At 48.6% G+C, this 11,467-nt stretch carries 11 protein-coding genes; 7 read left to right on the top strand and 4 right to left on the bottom strand.

From position 1 onward, the window contains the following. The first annotated feature begins 852 nt into the window (after positions 1-852). Entirely contained in the window at positions 853-1,887 is a 1,035-nt protein-coding gene (locus ACMP1L_RS08225) for a threonine aldolase family protein (RefSeq protein ID WP_418452631.1), read from the top strand. A gap of 14 nt (positions 1,888-1,901) precedes the next feature. On the opposite strand, the gene ACMP1L_RS08220 is transcribed toward ACMP1L_RS08225, so the two are convergent. After that, positions 1,902-2,798: an AraC family transcriptional regulator gene (locus ACMP1L_RS08220; protein ID WP_418452630.1), complete on the bottom strand. Its 897-nt coding sequence runs from the start codon at positions 2,796-2,798 to the stop codon at positions 1,902-1,904. A gap of 192 nt (positions 2,799-2,990) precedes the next feature. On the opposite strand from ACMP1L_RS08220, the gene ACMP1L_RS08215 reads away from it, so the two are divergent. Next, positions 2,991-4,226: a Zn-dependent hydrolase gene (locus ACMP1L_RS08215; RefSeq protein WP_418452629.1), complete on the top strand. Its 1,236-nt coding sequence runs from the start codon at positions 2,991-2,993 to the stop codon at positions 4,224-4,226. A 42-nt stretch (positions 4,227-4,268) separates the two neighbouring features. Here ACMP1L_RS08215 and ACMP1L_RS08210 read toward each other — a convergent pair whose 3' ends face one another. After that, positions 4,269-5,588: an MATE family efflux transporter gene (locus ACMP1L_RS08210; RefSeq protein WP_177304557.1), complete on the bottom strand. Its 1,320-nt coding sequence runs from the start codon at positions 5,586-5,588 to the stop codon at positions 4,269-4,271. A 150-nt stretch (positions 5,589-5,738) separates the two neighbouring features. Between ACMP1L_RS08210 and ACMP1L_RS08205 the strand changes: the two genes are divergently transcribed. The 3 genes from ACMP1L_RS08205 to pdxT all read left to right on the top strand — a co-directional run bounded on the left by ACMP1L_RS08205 (position 5,739) and on the right by pdxT (position 8,144). Next, on the top strand, positions 5,739-6,569 hold the full coding sequence (locus ACMP1L_RS08205; RefSeq protein WP_177304556.1) for a MerR family transcriptional regulator: 831 nt from the start codon (positions 5,739-5,741) through the stop codon (positions 6,567-6,569). 116 nt (positions 6,570-6,685) lie between these two features. Further along, positions 6,686-7,561, top strand: a complete 876-nt coding sequence (pdxS, locus tag ACMP1L_RS08200; protein ID WP_418452627.1) for a pyridoxal 5'-phosphate synthase lyase subunit PdxS — start codon at positions 6,686-6,688, stop codon at positions 7,559-7,561. A 1-nt stretch (position 7,562) separates the two neighbouring features. Then, complete coding sequence (gene pdxT / locus ACMP1L_RS08195) at positions 7,563-8,144, top strand: pyridoxal 5'-phosphate synthase glutaminase subunit PdxT (RefSeq protein ID WP_418452625.1); 582 nt, start codon at positions 7,563-7,565, stop codon at positions 8,142-8,144. Between the two features lie 80 nt (positions 8,145-8,224). Here pdxT and ACMP1L_RS08190 read toward each other — a convergent pair whose 3' ends face one another. Then, the gene (locus ACMP1L_RS08190) at positions 8,225-8,884 is read right to left on the bottom strand and encodes a YczE/YyaS/YitT family protein (RefSeq protein ID WP_418452624.1); all 660 of its coding nucleotides are present in this window, start codon (positions 8,882-8,884) and stop codon (positions 8,225-8,227) included. 87 nt (positions 8,885-8,971) lie between these two features. Continuing rightward, positions 8,972-9,454, bottom strand: a complete 483-nt coding sequence (locus ACMP1L_RS08185; protein WP_177304552.1) for a YcxB family protein — start codon at positions 9,452-9,454, stop codon at positions 8,972-8,974. Between the two features lie 351 nt (positions 9,455-9,805). Between ACMP1L_RS08185 and ACMP1L_RS08180 the strand changes: the two genes are divergently transcribed. Both ACMP1L_RS08180 and ACMP1L_RS08175 read left to right on the top strand, forming a co-directional pair. Next, a complete protein-coding gene (locus tag ACMP1L_RS08180) occupies positions 9,806-10,519 on the top strand; it encodes a gamma-glutamyl-gamma-aminobutyrate hydrolase family protein (RefSeq protein WP_177304551.1) in 714 nt (237 codons plus the stop codon). 77 nt (positions 10,520-10,596) lie between these two features. Then, complete coding sequence (locus tag ACMP1L_RS08175; RefSeq protein WP_182432657.1) at positions 10,597-11,454, top strand: transporter substrate-binding domain-containing protein; 858 nt, start codon at positions 10,597-10,599, stop codon at positions 11,452-11,454. Positions 11,455-11,467 lie beyond the last annotated feature (13 nt).

Below are 11,467 nucleotides of genomic sequence, written 5' to 3'. Positions count from 1 at the left end.
ATATCGTTGTTTGCTTGCTCTCACAACACGCGTTCGCCTGCATCGGACTACATCCGCTGCATTCGTACACGTGTGTTCAAGATGCAAACACCTGATATGCTGAAAATCCCGGAAAGCGGTCTCATTCACTTCCTGCTGTATTGGATCCGCTACAAAAAGTAACTGCAGCCTATATTAATTCTGCCATAAAGAATAAAACGCAGCCAGAACGCTACTATAAAAAGCCGGATTACAGGCTTTCATCAGCAACGTTCTGACTGCGTTTATTATTGTAGAATAACCAGTAAAGCAGAAGTTCCGGACACACCATACAGAATAAGCGGCACATTGGAATTTTCCTCGTGCGCGAGCATAGCGCCAGACCGGAGAGCATTGTCTGAGCGTGCAGAGCACGCGAGTTTTGCTCGCAGGTCTGGCAACAGGCGGCGGAGCGCAAGAGGTACAAAATTCCACTCAGTGCCGCGTTTCTTGTATGGTGTGCCCGGAACTTCGGACCTTCGATGGTTATTACTCAAATTTTTATTATTTTGAAAGCCGCGCCCGGCCGCCGAGTGTTCTACGGGATATTCTGAAAGGTGAGCCTAGACACTGGCGATACGCAGAAAGCGCATTCCTCCCGGAACCGGTGCAGCGGTTTTATTATAGCGCCGGGAATGAAAAAATGCAACGCTACAGCAGCTTTTTTATGGCATCCATGAGATAGAAGAACCATGCCAGCATCCTGCATCACCCCGCCTTCTGATAGTAGTATATGCAGAAAGCGGGATTCTTTCCGTGACAGAATGGGAACAGACTGCTATAATAGGGAAAAACGAAACGCATTTTATGCGGAGAAGAGGAGAGTCAAACATCATGATTCGTTTACACAATGATTACAACCGCGGCGCCTGTGCCAAAATTTTAGAGAAGCTGGCAGAGACTAATGCCGAAAGCTATGATGGATACGGAGAGGATACCTGGTGTGAAAAGGCAGCGGACCTGATACGGAAAAAATGCAAAGCTCCGGAAGCAGCTGTTCATTTCTTCCCAGGTGCAACCCAGGCAAACTTTATTGTCCATGCAGCAGCGTTAAGCCCGATCCAGAGTGTCATCTGCCCGGATTCCGGCCATGTGTATGCCCATGAAGCTGGTTCGATTGAGAACACCGGACACAAGCTGGTTCCGCTTCCATCTGCAGACGGAACCATTACAGCAGAACAGATCCGCAAGGCAGCCGCAGCTTATTATGAGGCAGGAGAACCGAACTATCTCTGTGAGCCGAAGCTGGTTTACATTTCCTTCCCGACCGAGTGGGGAACGCTGTATTCCGAGCAGGATCTGAAGGATATCCGCAAGGTATGCGATGAGTACGGTATGTATCTGTTTGTGGATGGTGCACGCCTGGGCTATGGACTTGGTTCTGCGAAGAATGATGTAACGCTGGAAAAACTGGCAGAACTGACAGATGTATTTTATATCGGCGGAACGAAATGCGGCGCTTTGTTTGGTGAGGCACTGGTCATCACAAACAGCGGACTGGCACGGAAATTCCGCACCTATATGAAACAGAATGGTGCGGTGCTGGCAAAAGGCTGGCTTCTGGGTCTGCAGTTCTGTGCGCTTCTGGAGGATGACACTTATGAGAAGATGACGGCCCAGGCCGATGCCTACGCCATGGAAATCAAGGCAGCCTTCAAAGAAAAAGGTATCCCGGAATTCGTGGACAGCTACACAAATCAGCAGTTCGTGATCGTGACGGACGAACAGGCAGAGAAGCTGGCGAAGGAGTATACCTTTGAGCAGGAGCGGACCCTGGACGATGGAAGGAGGGTCGTACGGTTCTGCACAAGCTGGGCAACCACGGAAGCGGAGAAGAATCAGTTGATCGGAGATATTCGGAAACTGTAAGAATTCTATTGGAATTACGCTTCCTGATCGAATTTATGCCGGTATTTTAACGGCGACATTCCGTAGCTTAACCGGAACTGCTCTATAAAATGGCTGATCTGGTTGTATCCCACATCGGCACTGATATCGGAGATGGATCTGTCGGTGTGGAGGATCATGTTTTTGGCAGTGTAGAGGCGGTATTCATTTACATACTTGATGGGGGACATGTTAGTGTGTGTTTTAAAGAGGGCGGTACAGCGGTTCTTGTTTAGGCGCGCGGAATCCGCAATATCCTTCACGGAAAGCGGCTGGGCAAAATTGGCGTGGACGAATCCAAGCATTTTGTGGAACAGCCGTGCTTCCTCCAGGTCCGGCGTTTCTGCATTTTCTTCAAATTCTTTTAAAATTTCTTTGAACACCTGGGATAAAAAGTTCATGACGGAAAAGTATCCCAGGGGTTCTTGCTTCCAGTTCTGGAATTTTTTCAGTTTCGTAATCTGATGAGGCTTTAACAACAGCAGGGAGTAGGCAAAGGCATGACTGTCCAGCATGGGCTGGATGTATTTCTTTAAAATCAGAGGATGGAAAATCTCCGGGGTAAAGTTGATGCACAGAGTTTTCACATCGCAGGTGGTGGTACGGGAACTGTGGAGCTGATGACTCTGGAGCAGTAGCAGCTTATCACTTCTCAGCCGGAATTTGTCTCCGCTGATGCAGTATTCCAGCTCACCATCAGAAATCCAGGTAATCTGCAGCTCATTGTGCCAGTGGAATGGGATGGAGTCTGATGCCGCGTGGTTGAAATTTTGTGTATACATGGCAATGGGGAACTCTTCTGAGAGAAACTTGCTTTCCTCCTGGAGCTCTTCGTTTGTAGAAATAACAAATTCGATTCCGGCCTGATTGCATTTTGGAAATGATATGCTCATAAACCGATTTTCCTTTCTTTGTAATACAGATATTGCTTTTATGATATTTTATAGCATAAAGCAGATGAAAAGAATAGTAAACGAAAAAACTTTGGTACAAATCTGATAAAAGTGATGGGGATATTGATAGAATCTGCGATGTGGGACTGATATACTAAAGGCACAAGGATAAAGATACAGGAGGGGCGGATTATGTTATCAGTGAATGGAGCAAGATTACTGGAGAGAATCAATGAGCTGGGTACGATCGGTAAGGATGAGGAGGGAAGAAGAACCCGTCTTGCCGCTTCCGATACTGAGAAGCAGGGCAGAGATAAGGTGGTCAGATGGATGGAGGATGCAGATTTGAAGGTGGTTGTGGATCGCATCGGCAATATCTTCGGAATCTGGGAAATCGCGGAGAACAAGGATAAAAAGCCACTGATGATCGGCTCCCATATCGATACCGTCATCAATGCAGGCCAGTATGATGGCTGCCTGGGGGTGATTGGCGCCATCGAGGTCATCAGAACGTTAAAGGAAGCGGGGCGTCAGAGCGAGAGACCGATCGTGGTCTGCGCCTTTACTAATGAGGAGGGCGTGCGTTATTCACCGGATATGATGGGATCCCTGGTTTACGCGGGGGGACTTCCGATAGATCAAGTATTAAAGACCGTCGGCACCGATGGTACCATCCTGGGTGAGGAGTTAAAGCGCATCGGTTATGCGGGAAGCGTGGAGCCGGGATTCTTACAGCCGGAGGCATTCGTGGAGCTGCACATTGAGCAGGGACCGATCATGGATACAGAGGGAGTGAAGATCGGCGCAGTAGAGAATCTGCAGGGTATTCACTGGCAGCGCGTTACCATTGAGGGACTTGCCAATCACGCAGGAACTACACCAACTAATTTAAGAGTAGACGCTGGCTTGGCCGCAGCAAAGATCAATGTGTTCTTAAGAGAACTGGTGAAGAAATCCGGCGGCGTGGCAACCGTAGGCTGCATCGAGCATGAGCCGAATGCCATCAATGTTATCCCGTCCAGGGCCGTGATGACGGTGGATTTACGAAATCCAGATAAAGGTAAGCTGGATGCAGATGAGAAGAGCCTTGCGGCTTACTTCAAAGAGCTGGAAGAAACCGATCATGTGAAGATTAGCAGCGAGCGTCTGACTGAATTTGACCCGGTCCTGTTTGATGAGAATATCGTACAGAAGATTGAGGCAGCTGCATCAGCCAGAGGACTGAATACCCGCCGCATGACTTCCGGCGCTGGCCAGGATGCCCAGATGATGGCGCGCATCTGTCCGACCGCGATGATTTTTGTGCCGAGCATCAAGGGAATCAGCCACAATCCAAAGGAGTACACACCGGATGAGGACTGTGTAGCCGGCGCAAATGTATTTCTGGATGTTGTGAGCGAGCTGGCAGGTGCGATGACATTCTGCTGACCGGTGCAGAATATTTTGCCGAACTGGTAAAACAGCGGATGCCTAAATAAAGCGATACAAGTACTTTCTGTGCATCCAGATGGACAGCAGCAGTGTCACAAACTCTGCCACAGGAATAGCCAGCCATGCCCCATTGACCCCGAAGAACCGCGGAAGCACCAGCAGTGAGATCACGGTGAAGAGCAGAGTACGGCAAAAGGAGATGATGGCAGATGATTTTCCGTCGGACAGGGCGGTGAAAAAGCCGGAGGAGGCAATGTTAAAGCCGCTGAATAAAAAGTTATAGGCAAAGATCCCAAATCCGGTCACGGCCAGTGCATGAGTTTTCGGATCATCCGTGAAGATAGTTACAATACCGGTCGAAAGATAGACAGCGGCAAAGGCTATGATCACAGAGGAAAGGCTGACAAAACGGAAGGAAATACGGTAAATGCTTTTCAGCTCCTTCCGATTTTCGGCACCGTACTGATATCCCACGATCGGGCTGATCCCAATGGAAAAGCCCAGGTAAAAGGCATTGAACAGAAACTGTCCGTACAGCAGGATCGTGATGGCAGCTACACCATTCGGACCTGCCAGACGCATCAGGATGATGTTGAACAGAAAGGTGATCACGGCATTGGAAAACTGGTTTACCATTTCAGAGGAACCATTGTAGCAGGCCTGGATCAGTTCTTTTGTGTGCATGGTGAAGCGAGTCAGATGAAGAGCATGCTTCTGATTCAGAAAAAAGACCAGTCCTGCCAGGGCCGGTACCATCTGGCCTAGTCCGGTAGCCAGGGCAGCTCCGGCAATGCCAAGATCGCAGGATACGATAAGTACATAGTCCAGTCCCGCGTTGATGATCCCGGCGATCATGGTGAGGAAGAGTCCGAGGTGCGGCGCTCCGGCAGTTACCAGATAGGACTGGAACAGAGTCTGGAGCATGCAGGCCGGAGCAAAGCCCATGAGGATGCTGAGGTAGGTGCGGCAGTCTGCTAACAGCAGATCGTTGGCACCGAGTGCCCGGCTGATGAAATCCGGAAAAAGCAGGGACAGGATGGACATCAGCAGACTTAACAGAAAGCCAGTCAGAGTAAAAAGGGAGAGACATTCTTTTGCCAGCTGTATTTTCTCCTCGCCCAGATACCGGCTGATGACTGCATTGCCGCCAGTGGCCAGCATGGTGCCAATGGCAATGACGATGCTGTCCACCGGATAGACGATGTTTAAGGAGGACAGGGCATTACTGCCAATAAAGCGGGAGATGAAAATACCATCCACGATGGTGTAGAGGGACATAAACATCATCATAATGATAGAAGGAAATGTAAACTTCAGCAGACTCCAGGGAGAAAAATGCTGGCTGATGGATGTACTCATAATCAAAAACTCCTTATAAAAAAGAAATAGCTTGAAAACTTAAGTGACCTTTGAGAGAATAAACCATAGGGTTACCCGATAGTCAAGAGGTTTGAATGTTTTGAAAAACGGTCGCTAAAAAATCAGGATAGTAGCGAAGGAGAAATATGTATGGACCGTAATTTGTATATGACAACAGGAGAGTTTGCCGCGCTGATGGGCGTTTCCAAACATACGTTATTCCATTATGATGATATTGGCCTGTTTTCTCCGGAATATGTGGCAGAGAACGGTTACCGTATGTATTCACTTTATCAGCTGGAAACTCTGGAAACGATTCTGATGCTTCGGGATCTGGGTATGCCGCTGAAAGAAATCCGGCAGTTCCTGCAGGTGCGAAGCCCCAAAGAGCTGGTCCGGATCTTTGCGGAAAGGGAACAGCAGATTGAAAAAGAATTGTCCAGATTAAAAACGATGCAGGGGTGGATCCGGCAGCGGCGAAAAAAGATCAGCATGGTAATGCAGCAGGATTTTTCTGACATTGGGATCCATCATTTTCCGGAACGTTATTATCTGATCCGGCAGATTGACGGGACATCAGAGAAGGATTATATGGAAAAAACCAACCGGCTGATTCTGGATTTTAAACATGCGGAACAGCGCAATGATTACGAAGTGGCATATCTGCAGTATGGAAAAAATCTGTCCAGGCAGATTTATAATGCGTATGACAATGTACTTCTTCTTCTGGAGCAGAAACCGAAGCATATGGAATACCGTATCATGCCGGAGGGAGATTATCTGACGGGATTTCATGTCGGACACTGGAATGCAATCGGAGAAGCTTATGCGCGCATGGAAGCTTACCGGAAGGAACACAAAATTCAGACAGATATGGTGTATCTGGAGCGTGACATGGTGGATCAGCTTGCGGTGACAAGCGTGGAAGAGTATGTGACGGAAATTGCGGTTCGCATTGTACACGAAAACTGGACTGATTGAAAAATATAAAACTGGATATTTAAAACCATCCAGATAGCCGCTATAATCTCCATCAAGATAACCGATGCGGTCCGGAACGCAGGGAATCATACGTTTACGCAAAGGAGACAGATGGAATGAATACAGAGAGATATGAGTTAAATAAGCAGCTGGCACAGATGTTAAAGGGCGGCGTTATCATGGATGTTACTACCCCGGAGCAGGCAAGGATCGCGGAAGAGGCAGGCGCGTGTGCAGTTATGGCGCTGGAGCGTATTCCGGCGGACATCCGCGCGGCAGGTGGTGTTTCCCGCATGAGCGATCCGAAGATGATCAAGGGCATTCAGGAGGCTGTATCCATTCCGGTTATGGCAAAATGCCGGATCGGTCATTTTGTGGAGGCACAGATCCTCGAAGCCATCGAGATCGATTACATTGACGAGAGTGAAGTTCTCTCCCCGGCGGACGATGTGTTCCATATCGACAAGCGCAGATTCAACGTTCCATTTGTCTGCGGTGCGAAGGACCTGGGGGAGGCGCTCCGCCGCATCAATGAGGGAGCTTCCATGATTCGTACCAAAGGTGAGCCGGGAACCGGGGATGTTGTGCAGGCTGTTCGCCATATGCGCATGATGAATCAGGAAATCGCTAAGATTACCTCTATGCGTGAGGATGAACTGTTTGAGGAGGCAAAGGTTCTCCGGGTTCCGTATGATCTGGTGCAGTATGTACATGACAATGGACGTCTTCCTGTTGTAAACTTCGCGGCAGGCGGCGTGGCAACCCCGGCCGATGCAGCCCTGATGATGCAGCTTGGTGCAGAGGGTGTGTTTGTTGGATCCGGCATCTTCAAATCCGGAAATCCCAAAAAGCGTGCGTCAGCCATCGTAAAAGCAGTTACCAACTTCAATGATCACAAGATGCTGGCTGAGCTTTCCGAGGATCTGGGTGAAGCCATGGTCGGCATCAATGAGCAGGAAATTGCGCTGCTGATGGCAGAAAGGGGCAAATAAGATGAAGATTGCAGTCCTTGCAGTCCAGGGCGCCTTCATCGAACATGAGAAAAAGCTGGGGGCTCTGGGAGCAGAATGCTTTGAGCTTCGTCAGAAGAAGGACCTGGACACCGGATTTGACGGTCTTGTGCTTCCGGGTGGCGAGAGCACGGTCCAGGGAAAGCTTCTGCGGGAGCTTGACATGTTTGATGCGCTGAAAGAAAAAATCGAGAGCGGCATGCCGGTCCTCGGTACCTGTGCCGGACTCATCCTTCTGGCAGATCAGCTCACCAATGATGGACATGTGTATTTTGGCACACTTCCGGTTTCTGTGCGTCGCAATGCCTACGGAAGACAGCTGGGAAGTTTCCATACCGTGCAGGAATTTGCCGGAATCGGGAAGGTTCCCATGACGTTCATCCGTGCTCCTTATATAGAAGAAGCAAAAGCAGGTGCGCAGGTGCTGGCTGAGGTGGATGGGCACGTTGTGGCGGTGCGCAGCGGAAACCAGTTTGGAATGTCCTTCCATCCGGAGCTGGATGCAGACAACCGGATTCATGAATTATTTTTAAAGACTGTGCAGGCATGGAAAACACACCGATAATCTGGAAAAACTAAAAAAGAAAACCCGAACATTCACCGGAAAGGCGTTGGTTCGGGTTTCTTTTATAAAAGGATTGACGTTTATTCTGCAGCAGGTTCAGCAGTACAGAGCTTTTTGAGCGGCAGCTCAAGAAGGGAACGCCACAGGCGAACCAGCTGGCCGACGCAGAGTGCGTTGATCAGGGTACCCTCTCGCACACCGTTGAGCTTGTGGAAAGCGATGAGGGCAACTGCCATAGCCAGGATGGTCAGGGTACTGTCAAAGGCAACCTTGGCATTTCCGAAAGGAATACCGGCTTTTTTCGAAAGCTCGCGCACGAATGCTTCGGCCGGAAGCATGATCACATCGGCAATTACCTCAAAGCTGATGCCAAGTGCCATGATAATGCATCCGATGACCAGGTAAACAAAGGATGGACCCCATGGACCGCCGAAGCGGGTCGGGATAAAGCCCATGGCCGTATCAATGCAGAAGCTGAAAAAGAATGTCACCGGAATCTGCAGAGCCTGCTGGATGGTAAATTTCCTGCGAAGAATGGCTTCCAGCATCAGGAACGTCATATTGAATAAAAACGTGTAGGTTCCCATGGAAATGCTGGTGATCAGGCTCAGAACAAACGGAAGACCGGATACCGGCGAAGTGCCGAGACCGGCACGCGTAATAAAGGCAATGCCGGTGGCGCTAAGGATGACTCCGGTCAGGAACAGAGCATAGCGCCGGGTGTAAGTGTGAATAGACATGACTGTAAACCTCCCAATTGTCATTGTCTATATTTTAACTGCAATCTAACTATTTTTCAAGCATAATAAAAAATATTTTGGCAAAAATCACTGTTTCAGGTCCTGAAGAAAATGGATCAATTCAGCAGAACAGTTATTTTTGATGATGATCATGCCCTGGTTGGCAGCTGTCATCAGATAAAAATGGGTTCTGGTTTCTACCAGGTGGGCAATGCTGCTGTATGGAACATCAACGGACTGCTGATTGCTGGTCTCCTGAAGATGGTCTTCATAAAAACGCATGACAGAATGGCGTTCCTGCAGCTGAGGATTGGCATTGTAGACCCTGCGGCACTGGCGCTTGGAAACATACACCAGTACAAGCGGTATGGCAAATACTACAAGCAGGTAGGTAAAAGCCGAGGTACCGGGGGCTGTAAAAACCCGCAGGAAACCGGAGAAGATCATAAGAATGTAGCATACAGCCAGGATCTTTGGGCGGTATTTGCTGATCCGGAGTGGAACGATCATGTTGAAGCGTGTAAATTCTTCCAGGTTATAATCAGTAAAGGTCTGGTATAAAAATTTCATATTTGAAAGCCTCCTATCATCCCGATTATAGCGAAAAGTGATAAAAATTACAACCTGCATTGTGTATTTTATACAACTTTTTTATTGTGAATACTACAGTGGAAACCTGTGAACTTTAGATAATTAAGAAAAATATAAAAAAATAGATAGCGATAGTGTGCAAAATAGAGAAAGTAATGGCACAAACTTGACTTTTGTAAAGTATCATGCTATTATACGTGACAAGACAAAGGGGTCTACATCAGATAAGGAGATGTAGGCCCTTTTTTGTTCTATCTTAACAACATTTTAATAAAAAGACCCCCAATGCAACCCCCAACCCCTTGCATCGAAAGAAAGGAGATAGACTTGATGAAAAAACTGATCGGACTGATTCCTTTGTATGACGATGACAAGGACAGCTACTGGATGCTTCCCGGATATATGAAGGTTCTCGAAGCCTGCGGAGCCCTTCCGGTCATGCTTCCGTTAACCACGGATCCGGAAGAACTGAATGACTGCTTCAGTCTTTGTGATGGCATTCTGATGACCGGCGGACACGATGTGGACCCGGCACTTTACGCAGAGACGGCAAAGAAAACCTGCGGAATACCATGCAGCAGCCGTGATAAGATGGAAGCGTATCTGTTTGAGAAAGCATTACAGGAAGACAAGCCGGTATTTGGAATCTGCAGAGGCGTACAGCTTATGAATGTACTGCTTGGCGGGACTCTGTATCAGGATCTTCCTACAGAACATCCATCTAAGACGGAGCATCACATGGCGTCTCCTTACGACAGGCCGGTACATAAGGTTACAGTAAAGGAAGGAACATTTCTGGCGGACATCATCGGAGCCGGAGAGCATGGCGTGAACAGTTATCATCACCAGGCGGTAAAAGACCTGGCACCGAAAGCCGAAGCCATGGCATACTCGGAGGACGGACTGGTGGAGGCCATTGCGGTACCGGACAAAACCTTCATCGTGGGTGTGCAGTGGCATCCGGAATTTGCATTTGAAAAAGATCCGGAGTGCAGGGCAATCGTTCAGGCCTTTGTGGATGCCTGCAGTAAAAAAGAATATTGATCCTTGACCGGCTATGGCCGTTGGGATAGATCGGGTGGAGAGGCTTCTTCACAGCGTAAAAAGAGAGGAGAATTATTATGAAAAAGAAAGTAATGGTTATGGTAATGGCAGCAGCAATGGCAGCAGCAATGACAGCATGCGGCGGTTCCAAGAGCGCAACTGCAGATACTACCGCGGCAGCAGCAGATACCACCGCAGCAGATACCGCAGCAGAATCTAAGGCAGATGATACCACCGCAGCAGCAGACACTTCCGATAAGACCTGGGTCATCGCAACCGATACAGCTTTTAAACCTTTCGAGTATACGGATGAGAGCGGCAATTTTGTAGGTATCGATATGGATATCCTCAAGGCAATTGCAGAGGATCAGGGCTTCAAGTATGATGTACAGGTACTTGGCTGGGACGCTTCCATCGCAGCATGCCAGGCTGGTCAGGCAGACGGTATGATCGCAGGCGCATCCATTACCGATGAGCGTAAGAGCTCCGGCTGGATCTTCTCTGATGGCTACTATGATGCAAATCAGAGCATGGCAGTTGCAGAGAACTCTGATATTGCCGGCTTTGATGATTTAAACGGAAAGAAGGTTGCAGTTAAGACCGCATCCATGAGTGCAGATTACGCAGAAAGCATCAAAGACCAGTATGGATTTGAGATTACCTACTTTGAGGATTCACCGACCATGTATCAGGCAGTTGTAGGCGGTCAGGTAGCTGCATGTTTCGATGATACCCCGATCATGGCAAGCAACATCAAGGATACCGGTATTGCCATGAAGCTGGTAGATGGCACCGGCAATGATCCGGCTGAATACGGCTTTGCAATCTTTGATGACAGCAAGCAGGAGCTGGTTGATATGTTCAACGCCGGCCTGAAAGACATCAAGGATAACGGCACCTACGATGAGATCATCGCAAAATATTTAGGTGAGTAATATCGCTTAGAAA

Source organism: Ventrimonas sp., assembly GCF_048380235.1.
Classification (GTDB): domain Bacteria; phylum Bacillota; class Clostridia; order Lachnospirales; family Lachnospiraceae; genus Brotaphodocola.
Note: the sequence above shows the minus strand (reverse complement) of the source record. Positions and strands in the feature narration are given on the sequence as shown.

Bases quoted from the DNA above. Each gene is read 5' to 3' on its own strand.
- ACMP1L_RS08225 (WP_418452631.1), top strand. From the start codon at position 853: ATGATTCGTTTACACAATGATTACAACCGCGGCGCCTGTGCCAAAATT.
- pdxT (WP_418452625.1), top strand. From the start codon at position 7,563: ATGAAGATTGCAGTCCTTGCAGTCCAGGGCGCCTTCATCGAACATGAG.
- pdxS (WP_418452627.1), top strand. From the start codon at position 6,686: ATGAATACAGAGAGATATGAGTTAAATAAGCAGCTGGCACAGATGTTA.
- ACMP1L_RS08185 (WP_177304552.1), bottom strand. From the start codon at position 9,454: ATGAAATTTTTATACCAGACCTTTACTGATTATAACCTGGAAGAATTT.
- ACMP1L_RS08210 (WP_177304557.1), bottom strand. From the start codon at position 5,588: ATGAGTACATCCATCAGCCAGCATTTTTCTCCCTGGAGTCTGCTGAAG.
- ACMP1L_RS08180 (WP_177304551.1), top strand. From the start codon at position 9,806: ATGAAAAAACTGATCGGACTGATTCCTTTGTATGACGATGACAAGGAC.
- ACMP1L_RS08190 (WP_418452624.1), bottom strand. From the start codon at position 8,884: ATGTCTATTCACACTTACACCCGGCGCTATGCTCTGTTCCTGACCGGA.
- ACMP1L_RS08205 (WP_177304556.1), top strand. From the start codon at position 5,739: ATGGACCGTAATTTGTATATGACAACAGGAGAGTTTGCCGCGCTGATG.
- ACMP1L_RS08175 (WP_182432657.1), top strand. From the start codon at position 10,597: ATGAAAAAGAAAGTAATGGTTATGGTAATGGCAGCAGCAATGGCAGCA.
- ACMP1L_RS08215 (WP_418452629.1), top strand. From the start codon at position 2,991: ATGTTATCAGTGAATGGAGCAAGATTACTGGAGAGAATCAATGAGCTG.
- ACMP1L_RS08220 (WP_418452630.1), bottom strand. From the start codon at position 2,798: ATGAGCATATCATTTCCAAAATGCAATCAGGCCGGAATCGAATTTGTT.